The sequence below is a fragment of the Capnocytophaga sp. oral taxon 323 genome (genome assembly GCF_001278825.1).
Lineage (GTDB): Bacteria > Bacteroidota > Bacteroidia > Flavobacteriales > Flavobacteriaceae > Capnocytophaga > Capnocytophaga ochracea.
The window spans coordinates 1,221,973-1,241,068 of the sequence record NZ_CP012589.1 but is presented as its reverse complement, the minus strand read 5'-3'; the positions used below and the strand labels follow the sequence as shown (position 1 = coordinate 1,241,068).

At 41.5% G+C, this 19,096-nt stretch carries 13 protein-coding genes; 11 read left to right on the top strand and 2 right to left on the bottom strand.

All coding sequences use genetic code 11. From position 1 onward, the window contains the following. Positions 1-257 precede the first annotated feature (257 nt). Positions 258-1,052, top strand: a complete 795-nt coding sequence (locus AM608_RS05355) for a DUF2797 domain-containing protein (RefSeq protein WP_053581004.1) — start codon at positions 258-260, stop codon at positions 1,050-1,052. Between the two features lie 16 nt (positions 1,053-1,068). Next, a complete protein-coding gene (locus AM608_RS05350; RefSeq protein WP_053581003.1) occupies positions 1,069-1,893 on the top strand; it encodes a hypothetical protein in 825 nt (274 codons plus the stop codon). A gap of 14 nt (positions 1,894-1,907) precedes the next feature. On the opposite strand, the gene yaaA is transcribed toward AM608_RS05350, so the two are convergent. Beyond that, complete coding sequence (yaaA, locus tag AM608_RS05345) at positions 1,908-2,666, bottom strand: peroxide stress protein YaaA (RefSeq protein ID WP_053581002.1); 759 nt, start codon at positions 2,664-2,666, stop codon at positions 1,908-1,910. 120 nt (positions 2,667-2,786) lie between these two features. Between yaaA and AM608_RS12700 the strand changes: the two genes are divergently transcribed. The 7 genes from AM608_RS12700 (at position 2,787) to rsgA (ending at position 15,129) form a co-directional block, all read left to right on the top strand. Continuing rightward, on the top strand, positions 2,787-2,918 hold the full coding sequence (locus AM608_RS12700) for a hypothetical protein (RefSeq protein ID WP_256379127.1): 132 nt from the start codon (positions 2,787-2,789) through the stop codon (positions 2,916-2,918). 106 nt (positions 2,919-3,024) lie between these two features. Then, positions 3,025-4,896, top strand: coding sequence for a glycoside hydrolase family 13 protein (locus AM608_RS05340; RefSeq protein ID WP_053581001.1), 1,872 nt, complete (start codon positions 3,025-3,027; stop codon positions 4,894-4,896). 140 nt (positions 4,897-5,036) lie between these two features. Continuing rightward, positions 5,037-8,063 carry a reprolysin-like metallopeptidase gene (locus tag AM608_RS05335; RefSeq protein WP_053581000.1) on the top strand — a complete coding sequence of 1,009 codons (3,027 nt, stop codon included), beginning with the start codon at positions 5,037-5,039 and terminating at the stop codon, positions 8,061-8,063. A 68-nt stretch (positions 8,064-8,131) separates the two neighbouring features. Then, positions 8,132-10,540: a reprolysin-like metallopeptidase gene (locus AM608_RS05330; RefSeq protein WP_053580999.1), complete on the top strand. Its 2,409-nt coding sequence runs from the start codon at positions 8,132-8,134 to the stop codon at positions 10,538-10,540. A 50-nt stretch (positions 10,541-10,590) separates the two neighbouring features. Continuing rightward, positions 10,591-13,653, top strand: coding sequence for a reprolysin-like metallopeptidase (locus AM608_RS05325; RefSeq protein WP_053580998.1), 3,063 nt, complete (start codon positions 10,591-10,593; stop codon positions 13,651-13,653). Between the two features lie 24 nt (positions 13,654-13,677). Next, complete coding sequence (locus AM608_RS05320) at positions 13,678-14,187, top strand: CvpA family protein (RefSeq protein WP_053580997.1); 510 nt, start codon at positions 13,678-13,680, stop codon at positions 14,185-14,187. A gap of 3 nt (positions 14,188-14,190) precedes the next feature. Further along, positions 14,191-15,129 (top strand): ribosome small subunit-dependent GTPase A, encoded by a 939-nt coding sequence (rsgA, locus tag AM608_RS05315; protein WP_053580996.1) that lies wholly within the window; start codon positions 14,191-14,193, stop codon positions 15,127-15,129. Between the two features lie 211 nt (positions 15,130-15,340). On the opposite strand, the gene AM608_RS05310 is transcribed toward rsgA, so the two are convergent. After that, the gene (locus AM608_RS05310) at positions 15,341-16,336 is read right to left on the bottom strand and encodes a glycosyltransferase family 2 protein (RefSeq protein WP_053580995.1); all 996 of its coding nucleotides are present in this window, start codon (positions 16,334-16,336) and stop codon (positions 15,341-15,343) included. A 101-nt stretch (positions 16,337-16,437) separates the two neighbouring features. On the opposite strand from AM608_RS05310, the gene AM608_RS05305 reads away from it, so the two are divergent. Continuing rightward, on the top strand, positions 16,438-17,301 hold the full coding sequence (locus AM608_RS05305; protein WP_002673542.1) for an RNA polymerase sigma factor RpoD/SigA: 864 nt from the start codon (positions 16,438-16,440) through the stop codon (positions 17,299-17,301). A gap of 93 nt (positions 17,302-17,394) precedes the next feature. After that, complete coding sequence (gene recJ / locus AM608_RS05300) at positions 17,395-19,089, top strand: single-stranded-DNA-specific exonuclease RecJ (RefSeq protein WP_053580994.1); 1,695 nt, start codon at positions 17,395-17,397, stop codon at positions 19,087-19,089. Positions 19,090-19,096 lie beyond the last annotated feature (7 nt).

The following is a 19,096-nucleotide window of genomic DNA, read 5'->3' as shown; positions in this document are numbered from 1 at the left end:
AGATTTTAATTCTTTTTAAATCTCTTCTTCTTTAAACTTTCTACTCTTTACCTTTCCTTACTTGTGTAAAAAATAACACTGTTATATCTTCTGTTTCTGCTGTAATCTGTTTTCTCTTTCAAAGGGAGGTAGGAGCTATAAGAAACGCACCAGCGGAGGTTGCTTCCTATTTCTTAATCTGTTAATTTGCTAATTGTTTTGCTTGTTGTGTTAGGACTTTTTTTGTATCTTTGTCCCCTCATTTCACTGTTAAAACTATGTTTCAAGGAGTACTTCAGAAAATGCTTACCGAATGGGCTGACCCCATACGGTATTATTTGCCAATGGAAGGCGATTTTGTGCTGATGAACCAACTCATCGGAAAGGAGATAACGCTCCAATTTGTGCGCTTTCAGTGTATGAATTGTGGCGAAAATAAGCCTATCTTCCGTCAGGGTTATTGCAAAGAGTGCTTTTTTGAAGTCCCTCAAACCGCCGATTGGGTGATGCACCCCGAACTTAGCAAAGCGCATTTAAACATCGAAGAGCGCGATTTAGGCTATGAGCAACAAATGCAGTTACAACCACATTATGTGTATCTTGCCAATTCCAGCGACGTAAAAGTGGGGGTAACACGCAAATCACAAGCTCCAACCCGCTGGATCGACCAAGGGGCGCACGAAGCCCTTATACTTGCCGAAGTACCCAATCGCTATTTGGCAGGCATTGCCGAAGTCGCTCTTAAAGCTCATATAGCCGATAAAACTAACTGGCGCAAAATGCTCACCAACCAAATCACTCCCGTAGATTTATTGCGAGTAAAATTAGAGGTGCGCGACTTTGTCCCCGACCAAGTACAACCTTACATCACCGAAGATATCACCCCTTTGCACATTCATTTCCCCGTAGAAAAATACCCTACCCAAGTACGCTCTCTGCAACTGGTGCAAACCCCTACTTATAGTGGTAAACTAATGGGCATCAAAGGGCAATACCTTATTTTTAGTGACAATACCGTCTTTAATGTACGAGGTAACGAAGGACTGGTGATTCAATTAACAATTGACAATTGACAATTAACAATTAACGATGAAACACTTTATTCTTTATATATCACTCTTTATTATACAAATAGTCAACTCTCAGGAAATTCCTACCTTAAAAGAACTTTTCTTAAAAGGAAAGGTAAAAACAGTCAATATCCAAATTTATGCGGTATTTGAGAGTACAGAAAAGCAAACAAAATGGATAACTACTCCAATATTTGAACAAGAAAAAGCAATGGATATTTCAGTAAATAACAAAGGCTTTATTACTGAATATACTACAAATGATTTTATTAAATATACTACTAAAATTACTTATGATGATAAGGATAGACCTATCAATATAAAGGAATACAAAAGAGGGGATTTTTTAAGATACGAATATACTTTTGTCTATGACGATAAAAATAAAACTCGACAAGAATATATATATAACGGAGAAATAAAAGAAAAACGCCTTTTGAGCACTTGCTCTCTGAATAAAGATAACCAACCGACCTATTGCACTTACTATGATGATGAGGGTAAGGAAAGAAGTACTTCTACCTATCAATACGATAAAAAAGGTAACAAAATCTTTAATAGAGTAGCCTACTACTTTCAAGAGTATGAATATACATCTGAAGGATTCTTAAAACGCCATATTTTAACAATCAACAAGAAAGGAATTGAAGGTTTTGAGTTAAATTATACGTATGGTAATGGAGATTTTCCTGAAACATTTACTGTAAAACAAGAAGAATACCAACCCCCAAAAACATATACTTTTAAGTACAAATTAGATGAACAGGGTAATTGGGTACAAAAAACCGTCTATTATGATGGAAAAGAGGTAAATATCATCGAAAGAAGGATTACTTATTGGTAAATACCTCTTATTTCTTATCTTACAAATACCAAGTTATTTCCTTTCGAAAACTTTTCTGAAAACGCATATCCATCAGCGTTAAACCCTTTCAAATCTTCTACTGAGTGAATCTCGTTTTCTGCTAAAAAACGCACCATACGACCCCTCGCTTTCTTCGCATAAAAACTAACGACTTTCAGCGTGTCTCCTTTATAATCCTTGAAGATAGGTGTAATCACGGGCACTTTTAGCTTTGTGGTATCAATTGCTTTAAAATATTCTTCACTGGCGAGATTGATAAACAATTCTCCTTCTTGCAATTCGTCGTTTAATGCCTGAGTGATTTTGTCTTTCCAAAAAGCATATAGATTTGTAGCCTTCCCTACGGGTAGTTTGATGCTCATTTCTAACCGATAAGGCGCGATAAGGTCTAAGGGTTTAAGCAGTCCGTACAACCCCGAGAGAATACGCAAAGACCTTTGTAACTTGTCAATTTGCATTTTAGAGAGTGAATAGGCATCGAGTCCCTCATACACATCGCCATTGTAAGCAAAGAGCGCCGGACGCGCATTTTGTGGGGTAAAGGGCAACGAGAGCTGTTGGTGTCGTTGCCAATTCAGGTCGGCGAGCTTTTGGGAGATATGCATTAGGTTTATAAGTTGCTTTGGAGAGAGTGCTTTAAGGGCAGTGCTTACCTCGCCAATTTCCTTTGGAAAAATAGCCGAAGAGTGTACGGTAGTAGGTAGGGCTGATGTTTCGTTAATGGTTTTGGCAGGAGAGATAACGATTTTCATAGTGATATATAATTAACGGGGCAAAGTTACAAAACAATTGACAATTCGCAATTGATAATTGACAATTGAATAGGGGAGAGGCATTAGATAGACTTTAAACGGAACTATGATGGCTTTATAGTGGGTATTCAGTGGGTATTCAGTGGGTATTCAGTGGGTCTACAGTGGGTCTACAGTGGGTCTACAGTGGGTCTACAGTGGCTCTACAGTGGGTCTACAATGAAGACTAACCAAAGATTAATAGAATACTAATAGAACTTACAATGTTGTTACTATCAACTGTATCTCTCGTTCTGTGGGTCGAACTTGCCTGACCTAAAATAACTAACTACTATTTTTCATTGTTATTTAAAAAGAAATGCTTATCTTTGCGCGAATAAACACCCGTGTAACTTACACTATGAAATACATTATTACCCTTATGGGATTATTTACTTTTGGAATGACTCACGCTCAGATTCAGCGTGTAGAACCGCCTTTTTGGTGGGAAGGAATGCACTACAGCCAAGTGCAGGTATTGCTCTATGGCAAAAACATCGCTCAGTACAATGTGGAGAGCGATTTGCCTATTGTAAACATACTGAAAACAGAGAACCCTAACTATCTGTTTGTAACTGTTGATACCAAAGATAAAAAAGCGGGCAACTATACCATTTCGCTATTGCAAAAGAAAAAGAAAGTGGGCAGTGTTCGCTATGAATTAAAAGCGCGTCGTGAGGGCTCGGCTTACCGCAAGAGTTTCGACAGCAGTGATATGATTTACCTGATTATGCCCGACCGCTTTGCCAATGGTAAACCCGACAACGATTCGCACCCCGCACTTACTGATAAGCTCAACCGCTCAGATTCTTTCGGTCGTCACGGGGGGGACATTCAGGGGATTATCGACCATTTGGATTATATACAATCCTTAGGTGCTACGGCTATATGGAGTACGCCCTTATGTGAGGACAACGAACCACAACATTCTTATCACACTTATGCCCAAACCGATGTGTACAAAATAGACCCGCGTTATGGTACTAATGAAGAGTACCGACAGCTCTCAGCGGCTTTGCACAAGCGCGGAATGAAACTCATCAAAGATTATGTAACCAACCACTGGGGCAGTCAGCATTGGCTCGTGAAAGACCTGCCTTGCTACGACTGGTTACACCAATTTCCTGGTTATGGACAGAGTTCTCTTAAGATAACAACTCAGATGGACAGCAATGCCTCGGAATGGGACAAAAAGTACTGCGAAAAAGGTTGGTTTGCACGTTCTATGCCCGACCTCAACCAAGCGAACCCATTGGTACTAAACTACCTCACCCAGAACGCGATTTGGTGGATAGAATACGCCGACCTCGACGGTTTGCGTGTGGATACTTATCCGTATAACGACAAAGCAGGCATTGCCCAATGGACGAAAGCTATTACTGATGAATATCCTTATTTCAACATTATGGGCGAGGTATGGCTTACTCAGAGCGCACAAGTGTCGTATTGGCAAAAGGATAGCCCTATTAGTGCGATACAAAGCTATAACACTTACTTGCCTACGGTAATGGACTTCCCGCTCTTCGATGCAATAGGAGAGGCTTTCCGTACCACACCTTCGTGGAACAAAGGGATGATGCAACTCTACGACAACTTTGCGAACGACTTTCTGTATAAAGACATCAACAATCTGCTCATCTTTGCAGAAAATCACGATACGGCACGTATCAATCACGTATATCCTAAGATAGAGGATTATAAGATGATTATCACATTGCTAGCAACGGCACGAGGCATTCCACAACTGTACTACGGTAGTGAGATAGCAATGACAGGCGACAAGAGCAAAGGCGATGGCGATATACGACAAGATTTCCCTGGTGGCTGGGCAGGCGATACGCAGAACGCTTTTAGCGCTTCGGGGCGTACGGCTACTCAGAAAGAGTATTACGATTTTACGGCTAAACTCTTCAATTGGCGTAAGGACAAAACCGTAATTCACTACGGGAAGACCAAGCAATACTTACCTGAAAATGAAGTGTATGTCTATTTCCGCTACAATGATACCGAGACCGTAATGGTAGTGCTCAACAACAGCGAAAAGAGCCAAACGCTCCACCTAAACCGCTTTGCCGAGAGTTTGGCGGGATTTTTGAGGGGGAGAGATATTATCTCGGGGAAAGAGATTGTTTTAGGGGATACTTTGGAAGTAGCAGGTAAGACAAGTCTTATTATAATGATGAATCATTAATGGTTAATAGTTGCTCCAAGATTGCTTTAAGTAACCTCTCTCCTGTGACTTTTTCAACTTTGCCAAAGTTTGAACTTTGGCAAAAGTTTGTGATGCAAAGAAGACACTAATGCTATGGATAAAATACTCAAATTAAACTTATGAAGAACATCATTACAATAGGATTGCTAATAGGGTGTGTGTTCTTTGGGAAAGCAGAGAGCGAGGCGGATAAATGGCTAAAAGCAGTATCGGCACAACAGGGTATTGCCATTGAGTGGCAGGAGCGCAAAACCTCTCTTGCCTCAGAGGGAATTCGCTCTTTTGTGGGTTACTACCAAGACAATTTTGTAGCGACCCTTTCGGTAGGAGGACAGAGCGTGTCGGGGAGTTTTCACTATGGAGATACATCGTATGAGATAAACGAGCAAAAAGGACAATTGGTCTTTTCGCCTAATAAAGATTTCCGATGTGGCACTACCGATACGCCTCATTCGCACCCAAGCCGTTCGACAGCACGTCCTACAATATTAGCCGAAGAAACCACTCCTACCATTGCCAACACACAAACACTAAGAATATACCGCTTGGCAATGCATATCCCTTATAGCACCTTCAGCACAGAACACTTAGGGAAAAACATACAAAAAGTAAAAACGTTTTGGGCAGATACTGAAAACTTCCTGAATGAAGTGTACCTACGCGATTTGGGAGTGCGTTTTGAATTGGTAAACGATGAGCGTCTCATCATCAAAGACGAAAGCAAAGAGACTTTTGCAAGCTATCGCGATGCCAATTACGTTAAGGATAATTCAACAAGGATTATCAACGAACTTATAGGGGAAAATAGTTATGACGTGGGTATCTCTCTTGCATATACCGCTTCCTTAAAAAAAGGAGTAAGAGGATTAGCTTATCTTAAAGGTGTTTATCAGGCTAATACCAAAGCTGATGCCGTAGCAGTACTTACCAAAGAAGTCATAGCTCACGAAATCGGACACTTATTCGGGGGTAAACACACTTTTGGTAGCTATAAGGGCTCAGAAGCCTACGATAGTGAAAAGACTGAGTATGACAGAGGTACTTCGGTGATGAGCTATGGCAGTCCGCGTGACTTTTTCTCGCTGTCGAGCATTCAGCGCATACGGGAACTATTGACGAAAGTACCCGTGAAAGCTCACGACAAGACTTTCACTACTCAAGCTCCTCGCATAGACCACAGCAAGATTAAAAGTCATTATACGATTCCCAAGGGTACTTTCTTTCAATTCTATATCCCTGCTATTGACCCCGATAGTGCAGAACTGCTATACGCCGTAAACCAACACGATGTACGTAATGGAGATGAAACCCCTATAACGCAATACATTATCTACAAACCTACTCCTGCTAACCCTGTAACTATTAAAACAGAGTACCACAAAGACTCAGGTAGTGTAATAGCCAATAGTGGCTTAGCACAACAAACTACGGGTACTTTTACCTTTTGGCTGGGAGTGAGCGATGCCCCACTCCAACCGTCAGCCGACTATATAGTACAATACGATTTGGCTGAAACCAAAGTAACAGTAAAAGACGGTACCCCGTTCAAAATTACGACTACCCCAAAAAACGAATACAAAGGAGGCGCTCAACTCACCCTTAGTTGGAACGTAGATAATACTATTTTCAAAGACACCAAAGTGCGTATCCTGCTCTCAGATGATTTAGGTAAGACGTTTAAACATATGGTAGTAGCAGAAGCTGATAACAACGGCAGTAAAGAAATTACCTTGCCTAATATCAGCACTACCCAAGCCGTCTTAAAAGTAGAAGTAATCGATGGTTTAGCCTTTGACCTTACTAACTACAACCCTAAAAGCGGTGGTTTTACCATTGAAAAGAACCCCGCCCTTCCCGAACCTCTCCTTTGGGCATCACTCCCTAATCATCTTACCCTTTCGTGTGAGCAATCTATTCCAGCAGTAACACTTCCTACTGTTACAGGTAGTTGTAATCCTGTTGTTACTCTTCAAAAAGAAGAACGCATCAAAGGTAATTGTGACTATACTTATACTCTCAAACGCATTTTTATAGCTACCGACACTTGTAACCAAACGCTTACTTATACTCAAACTATTAACGTAATAGATAAAACTCGCCCTACTTTTGTAGAGGCTTTACCCCAAAATATGAGTATTAAAGAAGGTGAAACAATCCCTACCCAAGTAACGCTCACCGCTACTGATAATTGTGGCACCGCTACTGTTACGCCTTCTCATAAAGAAGTAAAAACTAATGGAAAAGTCTCTCAGCTTATCTATATGTGGGAAGCTAAAGATGCTTGTGGCAATGTTACTACCCACCAACAAATTATTACCATTGTGCCCAAAACAACTCCTATACCTCTCACTTGGGCAACACTTCCTAACAATATAACCGTTGATTGTGCCAAAGCTATTCCAGCTGTGCAACCCCCCACCACACAAGGAGGCTGTGCTAAGGTAGTGATTACTCGCGCAGACAAGGAACTCAATAAGCGATGCCTCAACAACTTCACGTTAGAGCGTACTTTTACCGCTTCCGATGGTTGCACAACTCTTACCCATACCCAGCTTATTACCGTAGCCGATACCACCCCACCTACTTTTGTAGGGACTTTACCTCAAGACCTCACGATTAAAGAAGGGATACCTGTCCCTCAACAACAGAGTATTTCAGCAGAAGATACTTGTGCAGGACAACCTACCGTTACAATGTCTCCAAAAGAAGAAACCCTCACTAACGGAAAGCTCTCTAAAGTCGTTTATAGGTGGGTAGCGCGTGATGTGTGTGGCAACGAAAGAGTGTATACGCAAACCATTATCATTACCCCAGTAATACCACAGCCACCTACACCGCCAATAGTTCCTTCTGTTAAAGAAGTGGTGATTTACAATGCTGTTTCTACTGAAAAAGGCTCTGATAACTATTTCAGAATAGAAAATACAGATGAAAACCGACCTATTACCTTACTTATTTTTGATGAAATGGGCTTGAAAGTATATGAAAGTAACCATTATCAACAAAAAGGTGAATATTTTAGAGGCTATCCTAATGTAAAAGGAGTGATAGGTAGCAAACGCTTAGCAGGTACTTATTTCTATGTGGTTACCTACTATTTCAAAGGACAGCAAGAAACAAAAAAGGGATTCCTATATGTAAGATAACTTGTTAAATTTTGCTTGCTATTTGTTAATTGTTTTGTACCTTTGCGCCGTTTTTTAAAACCAAACTAATGAAACATATATTACACTACTTACTTTGGCTATGCCTAAGCATAGAGGTAGCCAATGCACAAACTAATATCCAAAGTGTTATAGCTATTTTTGCTGAAAAGCCTTCTGTAGAATGGGCACCCCCTATTCCTAACTCATCTTCTATGCTCGTACAATGGCAAGCGCGAACTACTTCTAAGGAATTTCGCTCGTTTGTAGGCTACTACCAAGACCATTTTGTGGGCGTCATCAGCTTTGACAAACAGCAGTTAAGCGGTGAAGTGTTTTACAGAGGAAACTCCTATGTGTTGGGTACTTCCCCCCAAGGAATGCTTACTGTTGAGGCAGTAACCGACGAGCACGATTGTGGTGCGAGTTCTTTGGGAAAACAAGCCCTCAGTGCACGCAATTTCTTTCCCGAAAGCGATGAAGATAAGAATGACCCTCCTATCGAGCAACCCGAGATTTACAATTCACTTTATCCTAAAGCGCTCATTCACACCGATGGAGTGTTTAGGCATTACCGCTTGGCAATACCAGTAGATTATAGTTATTACAACTCTAAGCGTTTCAATAGAGAGATAAATAAAATCAAAACGTTTTGGTATGCTACTATTACCTTTTTGAATGAGTTATATCGGAATGATGTGGGGGTGGATTTTACTTTGGTAGATGATGAGGCGCTTATCATCACTACCCCCGAAAAAGAAATGTTCCGCCGAGGCACTCCTGCTAATGATGTGGTGAATGACGGTACTATCACTCTCAACAAACGTTACGATAAAAACAAATACGATATAGCGGTGATTATCACCGATTATCGCGAGAACTACAACGGTTTGGCAGCGGTTTATGCGGCTTATGAACAACACCAAAAAGCTAATGCGGCAGCACGCCCCATAAAGCCTTCTACCATTGCCCACGAAATAGGACATATGTTTGGTGCAGACCATACATTCTCTAACGGAGGACAGTATTCTAGCAAAACTGAAACTGGCTCGGGTCAATCGATTATGAGTTACGGTCACGAGCACCCACGCGATTTCTTTTCGCTTATAAGTCTGCAAGAAATACGCAAATTCTTGGGTAACTCTATGGCGTATTATGCCGATGAAGCGCGTACCCAAGAGGCAGGCAAGCGTGTAGAGGGAACAGGCTCTAATCTTGTTTATGGAGTAAAGAGCAACAACCGCCCCCCAGTGCTCGATAGAACGCATTTAAAGAAAACTTATACCATACCCGAAGAAACATATTTCCAATTCTATCTCAACGCTACCGACCCCGAAGGCGATGCGCTTACTTATATAGCTCACCCCGCTGATAGGCGTTTTCACTCTACCAAATCTAACGCTCGTTTTATGACCTACAAAGGAAAATCTGATGGTAATATATGCTTTGAAACCACTTGGTTTGAGAGTGAGCGCAATACCTTTGTACCTATAGGAGCTGCCGATTCTTACAAAAAAGGTACTTTCACCTTTTGGTTAGCTGCCGCCGATCATAACAAAAGCGATAGCAACCACGTAGTGAAATACGATGTAGAAGAGGTACAAGTGAAAATAGCCAAAGGTAAACCTTTTGAAATACAAAATTTCGACAATGGTAGTTGGGAGCAGAACAAGACCTACAAAGGAGGTCAGACAATTTTGCTTCATTGGCAGGTAGACGAGGCTATTTTTACCAAAGATAGTAAGGTACGTATCCTTCTTTCAACCGACTCTGGTAGAACCTATAAGTATGTATTGAAAAAAGAAGTAGCTAATAATGGCACTTGCCAAGTAGAGCTTCCCAATATATCCGTAGGTACTACTCGCGGACATTTTGGCAAACAAAGAGGACAAGGCATCATCAAAATAGAAGTGATTGATGGCTTGGCTTATGCATTGTCTTGTACAAAACCTTATCACGTAGGAGGTTTTATGATACAAAAAGACCCTACAAAACCAGAAGCTACTCCTGACCCTGAGCCACAACCAGCCCCACAGCCTAATCCTCAGCCGAGTCCACAACCCAAACCAACCCCTCAGCCACAGCCACAACCAGCCCCACAACCAGCCCCACAACCTAAACCAACGCCCCGACCCAACCCCGACCCGTCTGATCCGTCAGCCCCGTCAGCCCCGTCAGTACCACCCACTCCGTCTCAATCACCTATTATATATAATGGTGTCTCCATTTCTAACCCCGAGAACTATTTTAAAATAGAAAATGCTGACGAAGATCGCCCTATCTCGGTGCTCATCTTCGATGAAATGGGACTCAAAGTATACGAGAACAATTATTACGGCAAAAACGGTGAAGTGTTTAGGGGCTACTCTAATCTAAAAACTATAAGTAACAAACCTCTTGCAGGTACTTATTTCTATATAGTTGCCTATTATAAAGATGGTAACTTAGAAGAAAAGAAAGGATTCCTATATGTAAGATAATCACAATTCTTACCTGTTAACTAATACTAACGACTAATAACTAACAAAAAATGAAAATATCACGACTTTTACTACTCTGGTTCTTCGTAGCAGGAACCACAAATGCACAACAAAAAGCTACTGAGGTCATACGCCTTTTCGGTACAAACACCTCAGTACAATGGAATGTTCCTATCGAAGGAAAATCTATATCGTTCGACTGGCAAGCACGCCCCAATAGCCTTGCCCAAGAAGGCTTCCGCACTTTCGTTGCCTATCACAATGGCAATTTTGCAGGAACACTCTCAATGAATAAGAGTACCCTATCAGGTGAAGTATGGCACGATGGTCATTCTTATTTCATCAATACTGAAAACGGGATACTGAAAGTTACTACTGATAAAGAATACTTCACTTGTGGCACTTGCGCCGATGGGCAATGCTCCCAAGCTACAACGCTCACTTCCCAAAGACTACCTATGCAAATAGTACCTACTAATGCAATGACTGCACGTGGGGCAATACTGCACGAAGAGGCACTTCCGTCTGACGACAAAAAAGTGCTTTACAATACCAATGTACTCAGAACCTATCGTTTGGCAATGCTCATCGATTACAGTTTCTACAAAGAACGTTGTTATGGTGATATAAACAAGGTAAAAGAATTTATGACAAAAGTAGAGGCAGGACTCAACGAGGTATGCGGTAGAGAGATTGGCTGTCAATTTGCTTTGGTGAACGACCCTCGTCTTATCATCACTACCAAAGACAAAGAAGTATACGATCGCCCTGTGGTGAGAGAGGTAGTGGATAGAGCTACTTCAGATTTTAACAATCTCATAGGCGAAGAGAATTACGATGCAGGTATTGTCTTTTCTATATACCGTGACAACCGTGGATTGGCGCATTTGGGTGAAATTACAGGGAAACTAAAAGGTGGCTGTATCGCCAATCACGAGTTTTATATCATCCTTCACGAATTAGGACACTTATTAGGCTCAGCACACACTTTTACCATAGGAGGAGCAACAGCTTCTTCTCATACCGAGCCCGATAGAGGGAACTCTATTATGAGTTACATCAACGACCCTAATGGCACATATTTCTCACTTCCTTCTATATACACCATTCGCAACCGTACCAATTTGCACGATGCCTATTATAGCGATAAAGCCCGTACACAGTTGGTAGGCTTGCCACAAGACAATATCCCCTACGGTGAAGTTTCTACCAACCGTGCCCCTGTAATCCAACGTTCTACACTAAAGAAGGAATACAAACTGCCTCCTAATACTTACTTTCAATTCAATATAGAAGCAACTGACCCCGATGGTGACCCCCTTCTCTATATGGCACACCAAGCCGATTTTAATCAATTTGGCAAAGCGCGTTTCCCTTCTAATCGCCCTACCGAAAGCAACCATATAGAGTTCTATCAACCCTATAGGAAAAATAATAACACTAATGAATGGGAAAAAGTACTTTATAAGTTTACCGAAGAAAATGAAACTGGTGTCTTTACCTTTTGGTTAGGTGTATCCGATGGTAAAATAGGAGCTTACAAAAATGGCAAACCCCACGTGCCTCTTTATGATGTGTATGAAACCAAAGTAAATATAGTAGGAGGTACGCCTTTTAAGATAACCACCATAAGCAAAAGTAGTAGATATTTTAAACGAGGTAAAGAAGTAACTATCAATTGGCAAGTTGATAAAAATATCTTTGGTGAAGATAGTAAGGTACGCATTCTCTTTTCAGACGATTATGGAAAGAGTTATAAATATGTGTTGGCTGATGGAATTCCTAACGATGGCAAAGCTACTGTTATTTTTCCTACACAAGCTAGAGGTTGGAATGGAGGTACTCTTTTTGTAGAAGGAATCTTTAAAATAGAAGTACTCAACCATATTGCCTATGCTGTGAGCACTGACACCCCAGGCACTTTGGATATGCACAGCCCTGACATTACCTTTAAAAATTTACCAGAGCCTGTGATAACTGTTAAAAAGAATGCTATTCCCGAAAAACCTAACGTTACCGCCGAATCTCATTATTGTGGTACTAATAAAGTCGCTCAGGTAACTTTCTCACAAGAAGACCATACCACCTATTTATTGCGCAAATGGGTAGCAAAAGATAAATGCAACTATTCAGCTACAGCACAGCAATTTATCTATTACGAAAAAGAACCACCTACTAAAACCTTACGATTTGTAGCTCCTCTTCCTGAGGATAAACACGTACAATGCAGAGGCGATATTCCTGCTAAAACTGAAGTAAAAGCAGAGGGTGCCGATAACATTCACATAGACTATGAAGAAGAGTTTAGAGAAGGCGACCGTAAGTCCTACAAACTCACTCGCTCTTGGATAGCCTATGCCGATGGAGCTTTGCCTATCCGTTATACCCAACAAATTTTCCTCAGGGACACTCAAAAACCAGTGCTCTCGTCTTACCCCCCAAGTATGACCGTAAAGAGCGACGCCGATGTACCTGTAAGAGAAAACCTCACTGCAACCGATAATTGTGATGGGGCTTTACAAGTAGTATCTAGCCAAAGCAGTGAAACCAAAGACGGTAAAAAAATAGTGCGCTATGTGTGGTTTGTAGAAGATAGTGCTCATAACGAAAACCGTTATGAACAAGTAATCACTATTGACCCTAACGCTCAAAATCCTCAACCCCAACCTCAACCCCAACCTAAACCTCAACCTAACCCACAACCTCAACCTAACCCACAACCTCAACCTAACCCACAACCTCAACCTAACCCACAACCTCAACCTAACCCACAACCTCAACCTAACCCACAACCTAATCCGTCCGACCCGTCCAAATCACCCTCTGCGGCACTTATAATATATAATGCTGTCTCAACTACTAACCCCGAGAACTATTTCAAGGTAGAAAATGCCGATGAAGATCGCCCTATCTCATTACTTATTTTTGATGAAATGGGCTTAAAAGTGTACGAAAATAACCACTATCAGCAAAATGGTGACTATTTCAGAGGCTACCCTAACGTAAAAGGAGTGGTAGGTAGCAAACGCTTAGCAGGTACTTATTTCTATGTGGTTACCTACTATTTAAAAGGACAACAACAAGCCAAAAAAGGAATTTTATACGTAAAATGATACTACTAAAAATATAATTGATGAATGAATAAGATAGATATTTTATTACTGGTAATTCTGGCTTTCGGAGCTGTACGTGGCTTTATGCGAGGGGTTATCATCGAAATGGCATCGCTATTAGCTATTGTGATAGGTATCTATGGGGCGATACACTTTTCGTTCTTTACTGCCTCGTTGTTAGACAAGATTCTACCTGCCGAAAAGCAAACCTTGGAGATTTTTGCATTTGGTATTACTCTCATTGTATTAATGCTGGGGGTAACGCTCTTAGCTAAAGTCCTTACCCAGATGCTCAAAATTGCCGAACTCGGTCTTCTGAACCGTTTAGCAGGAGCCTTGTTTGGCTTACTCAAAGTGGCTGTAATTGCAGGGTCGATGTTCTTGTTTTTAGAGCGCACCTTTCAAACCGAAAAGTGGCTCTCAGCCTCGGCTTTGAGTGAATCTCTTCTGTACAAACCCGTAAAGAGTATCAGTCAAGTAGTATACGCCAATGTATTTCCCGAGAAAGAGAAAAAAGAAGAGAAAAGTGAATAATAAATGGAAGGGTTAGTCTATAAATCTACAGGAAGCTGGTACACAGTGAAGGACACCACTACGGGGCAGTTCTACGAGTGTCGCATCAAAGGCAAATTCCGCCTAAAAGGCATTAAGAACACAAATCCCATAGCTGTGGGTGACCGCGTGCTCTTTCGTTTGGAAGAGAGCAACAGAGGCGTCATTACCGAGATAAAAGAACGCGATAACTACATCATTCGTAAATCGGTAAACCTCTCTAAGCAAACTCATATCATCGCTTCCAATATCAACCTCGCTTTTTTGGTAGTAACCCTCAACAATCCGCCTACCTCTACTACTTTCATCGACCGTTTTTTGGTAACTGCCGAAGCCTACGGCATCAAAACCGTATTGCTTTTCAACAAAGTAGATACTTATACAGAAGACGAGCTCTCCGAAGTGAAATACCTCGCTTCAATATACCGCAAGGCAGGTTATGAATGTATAGGTATTTCGGCTACTACGGGCAAAAATATCGATAAGGTAAAAGCCACTATGAAAGGAAAAACCTGCGTGGTATCAGGGCATTCTGGTGCGGGCAAGTCTACTCTCATCAATGCCATAGCTCCCAATTTACATCTCAAAACTGCCGAAATCTCTCAGCAACATCAGCAAGGTCAGCACACTACCACTTTTGCCGAGATGTTCGATTTACCTTTTGGGGCACGCATTATCGATACTCCAGGTATCAAAGGCTTTGGTATGGTAGAAATCGAAAAAGAAGAACTCACCGACTATTTCCCCGAGTTTTTCGCTCTCAAACACCAATGTAAGTTCAATAACTGCCTCCATACCGATGAACCTCAATGCGCTGTAAAAGCAGCCTTAGACCGCGATGAAATCGCTTGGTCACGCTACAAAAGCTATCTTCAAATCCTAAAAGGCGAAGAAAGCGTATACCGAGAAGGCGAAGGAGAGTAACGCAAAAAGCAATATTAGAATAAAACACCTCCCTCTTACAAACAACAGACCTCCTATTGGAGGTCTGTTTTCTTTCGTTTTATTTCTGTGTAAATACCCTTTATAGCAGTTTGAAAATCAAATCTTTATATAGCTATCCTATACCAATCGTCCAAGATTCGTATAAGCTTCCTATAAGCTTTCTATAAGCTCCCTACTACTAAAAAAGAGGTTATTTAAAGAATAAATGCGGGAAAAGAGTTTCGATTGGTTTCTTAACGAAAGCTATTTTTAATGTTGCTCTGAGAAATCCCCAACCATAACTAAAAAACTGTACCAGAAGCGCCCAAACCGATAAAAATCCTATCTTCACACTGTGGTTCTCTCGGGCACTGTCCCACCCTATCAATATAAAATAAGAAACGTATACAAGTAAGGGAGCAATGTATCCAAAAAAGGCTAACAGTATAGCGCCACAAAGTCCCAAGGCAAAGCAAGTAGGCAACCAAAAAGTCAGCTTGCGCGTTTGCGGGTGCCAATGGTTAAGGATAGCCCGCGTTTGTCCAAATTTGCTCACTTGGGTACGGAATTTCGCCCACGAAATGCGCCGTTTGTGAAACACGAAAGCAGTAGGGATAAAAGCCGAATCAAAACCCTTTTCCCAAAGGCGTATCACCAAATCAGGGTCTTCACCAGGGTGTATTTTCCCAAAACCTCCCGTCGCCTCAAAAGCTTTACGCGATAAACCCATATTAAAACTGCGAGGTTCAAACCGCTGAATACGCTTTTGGCTACCGCGAATGCCCCCCGTAGTCAGCAAAGAAGTCATCGTATAGTTAATAGCTTTCTGAATATCGGTAAAGTCATCGGTAGCAGTATCCGAGCCCCCAAAACAATCTACGTAATAGGCTTGCAAGAAGTCATCTACTGCTTCCAAATAATGAGAAGGCAAAATGCAATCGGAATCTAAAATGAGAAAATAATCGTGTTGAGCGCGTTGCATACCGTAATTGCGAGAGTCACCAGGGCCTGTGTTAGGTTTAGGAAGATAGGTGATTGATAAATCGTTTTGGTATTTTTTACATATCTGCTCTGAGGTAATAGTAGAACCGTCCTCTATCACTACTACTTCAAAATCACCTTCGTAAGTTTGTGATGCAAGACTGTTTAGCAGTTCGTCAAGTTCCTCAGGACGATTGTATATAGGGATAATAAAACTATATTTCATCTGTTAAAGTAATGTTAAAATTAAAAGATTTTGTAACATCTCTATAATACCATACGTATAATATGCGTATAAGAATCGACAAAATTAAGGATTTTTTCTGAATGAGACAACTAAAAATTACCAAACAGGTAACCAACCGTGAAACTGCGTCTCTTGATAAGTATTTGCAAGAGATTGGTCGTGTAGATTTGATAACTGCCGATGAAGAGGTAGAATTGGCACAACGCATTAAGGCAGGCGATGTAGCCGCCTTAGAAAAACTCACCAAAGCCAATTTGCGCTTCGTGGTATCAGTAGCTAAACAATACCAAAACCAAGGGCTTACCCTGCCCGACCTTATCAACGAAGGGAACTTAGGGCTCATTAAAGCAGCACAACGCTTCGACGAAACTCGTGGATTCAAATTCATTTCCTACGCCGTATGGTGGATTCGCCAATCTATTCTCCAAGCCTTAGCCGAACAATCGCGTATTGTGCGCTTACCGCTGAATAAAATAGGTTCTATCAACAAAATTAACAAGATGTATGCTTACCTCGAGCAAGCCAATGAACGCGTACCTTCAGCCGAAGAGATTGCGCGCGAACTTGATATGTCGGTAAATGATGTGAAGGAATCTATGAAGAATGCAGGTCGCCACATTTCTATGGACGCACCTTTGGTAGAAGGAGAAGACTCTAACCTTTACGACGTGATTCGCAGTAACGAGTCACCTAACCCCGATAAGGCTTTAATATTAGATTCTTTGCGCACCGAGATAGAGCGCGCGCTCGAAACGCTTACCCCTCGCGAAGCCGATGTAGTTCGTTTGTATTTCGGTCTTTCCGACCAGCACGCAATGACCCTCGAAGAAATAGGTGAAACCTTCGACCTCACCCGCGAGCGTGTACGTCAAATCAAAGAAAAAGCAATACGTCGCCTTAAACACACTTCCCGTAGTAAAATTCTAAAAACATACTTAGGCTAAGTGCGAGCCACACAAGCAATAATATCACACACTTTGCCAAAGTTTCACACTTTGGCAAAGTTTTTTTCTTACCTCTTATCTCTTACCTAAATAATGGACTACACTTGGAACTTTAAACCACTACCACCGCAAGCCATTGTTGCTACTTTACAACAAGAGCTCAACATCAGTGAGCCTTTGGCGATTCTTTTAGCACAACGAGGCGTGACTACCTTTCAGCAAGCAAAAGATTTCTTCCGTCCTACACTCTCACAATTACATAATCCTTTCCTGATGAAAGGAATGAAAGAAGCCGTTGCTCGTTTAGATCGAGCCTTAAAAAGTAATGAAACAATCCTTATCTATGGTGATTACGATGTCGATGGTACTAGTGCCGTTTCTTTAATGGAGCGTTATCTTAGTAACTTCACTTCTAAATTGCACACCTACGTCCCTGACCGATATACCGAAGGCTATGGTATTTCTTTTCAAGGAATAGACTATGCCGAGGCGCAAGGTTGTACCCTCATCATTGCGCTTGACTGCGGTATCAAAGCCATTGATAAAGTAGAATATGCCAAAGAAAAAGCTATTGACTTTATTATTGCCGACCACCACCGTCCTTCGGAACAAGTGCCAGATGCTATTGCCGTGCTCGACCCCCAGCAAGCTGATTGTCCTTACCCATATAAAGAACTCTGTGGTTGTGGTTTAGGGTTTAAATTAGCCCAAGCTTATCACGAGTATTTACAACGCCCGTTCAGCGAACTCATTCCCCTTTTAGACTTAGTAGCCGTTGCTACTGCTGCCGACATCGTACCAATGAACGGCGAGAACCGTTGCTTGACGTACTTTGGTTTAGAAGTGCTCAATAATAATCCATCGGCAGGCGTAAAAGCGCTTTTTGGTGAGCATCAAGGTAAAATTACCATAACCGATGTAGTGTTCAAAGCAGCACCTCGTGTGAATGCAGCAGGACGTATAGAACACGGCAAATACGCCGTTGCTCTCCTCACCGAAACCGATGAAGAGCAAGCTGTACTTAAAGCTAAGGAAATAGACGCACTTAATACACATAGAAAAGAGCTGGACAGCACTATCGCCACCGAAGCTCTCAACCAAATAGAGGCAAATGGCGAGCAAGAACACTATACGTCGGTAGTGTTTAATGAAGAATGGCATAAAGGGGTGATAGGCATTGTCGCCTCTCGCCTTATAGAGCATTATTATCGTCCTACGGTAGTCTTTACTAAAAGTGGTAATAAGTATGCTGCTTCAGCGCGTTCGGTACAAGGATTTGATATTTACGAAGCTTTGGAACAATGCAGTGAGTATTTGGAGCAGTTTGGTGGTCATAAATACGCTGCCGGACTCACTTTGCGCCCTGAACAGTATCCGCTTTTCAAAAATGCCTTTGAAGAAGTAGTAAAACAAACCATAGACTCTTCACTTCGCATTCCTAAACTCTTTATAGATACCGCTTTGCCATTGAGCAAACTTACCCAAAAGTTGTATAACGTACTCAAACAGTTCGAGCCTTTCGGTCCTCTAAATCTCCCTCCGCTTTTCTATGCCGAAAACGTAATAGATACAGGCTTTGCCAAACGTATCGGTAAAGATGAAGAACACTTAAAACTCACCTTAAAAGAAGTAGGTACTACCTCGTATTACGACGCAGTAGGCTTTGGCTTAGCACATAAACTCCCCATAGTAACCTCTGGCAGACCTTTCAGCATAGTATATTCAATAGAAGAAAATGAGTGGAATGGCAGAGTAAGTTTGCAGTTACAAATAAGAGATATAAAATAAAAAAGAG

Coding starts and splice junctions, on each gene's coding strand:
- AM608_RS05355 (WP_053581004.1), top strand. CDS start 258: ATGTTTCAAGGAGTACTTCAGAAAATGCTTACCGAATGGGCTGACCCC.
- AM608_RS05350 (WP_053581003.1), top strand. CDS start 1,069: ATGAAACACTTTATTCTTTATATATCACTCTTTATTATACAAATAGTC.
- yaaA (WP_053581002.1), bottom strand. CDS start 2,666: ATGAAAATCGTTATCTCTCCTGCCAAAACCATTAACGAAACATCAGCC.
- AM608_RS05340 (WP_053581001.1), top strand. CDS start 3,025: ATGCTTATCTTTGCGCGAATAAACACCCGTGTAACTTACACTATGAAA.
- AM608_RS05335 (WP_053581000.1), top strand. CDS start 5,037: ATGAAGAACATCATTACAATAGGATTGCTAATAGGGTGTGTGTTCTTT.
- AM608_RS05330 (WP_053580999.1), top strand. CDS start 8,132: ATGAAACATATATTACACTACTTACTTTGGCTATGCCTAAGCATAGAG.
- AM608_RS05325 (WP_053580998.1), top strand. CDS start 10,591: ATGAAAATATCACGACTTTTACTACTCTGGTTCTTCGTAGCAGGAACC.
- AM608_RS05320 (WP_053580997.1), top strand. CDS start 13,678: ATGAATAAGATAGATATTTTATTACTGGTAATTCTGGCTTTCGGAGCT.
- rsgA (WP_053580996.1), top strand. CDS start 14,191: ATGGAAGGGTTAGTCTATAAATCTACAGGAAGCTGGTACACAGTGAAG.
- AM608_RS05310 (WP_053580995.1), bottom strand. CDS start 16,336: ATGAAATATAGTTTTATTATCCCTATATACAATCGTCCTGAGGAACTT.
- AM608_RS05305 (WP_002673542.1), top strand. CDS start 16,438: ATGAGACAACTAAAAATTACCAAACAGGTAACCAACCGTGAAACTGCG.
- recJ (WP_053580994.1), top strand. CDS start 17,395: ATGGACTACACTTGGAACTTTAAACCACTACCACCGCAAGCCATTGTT.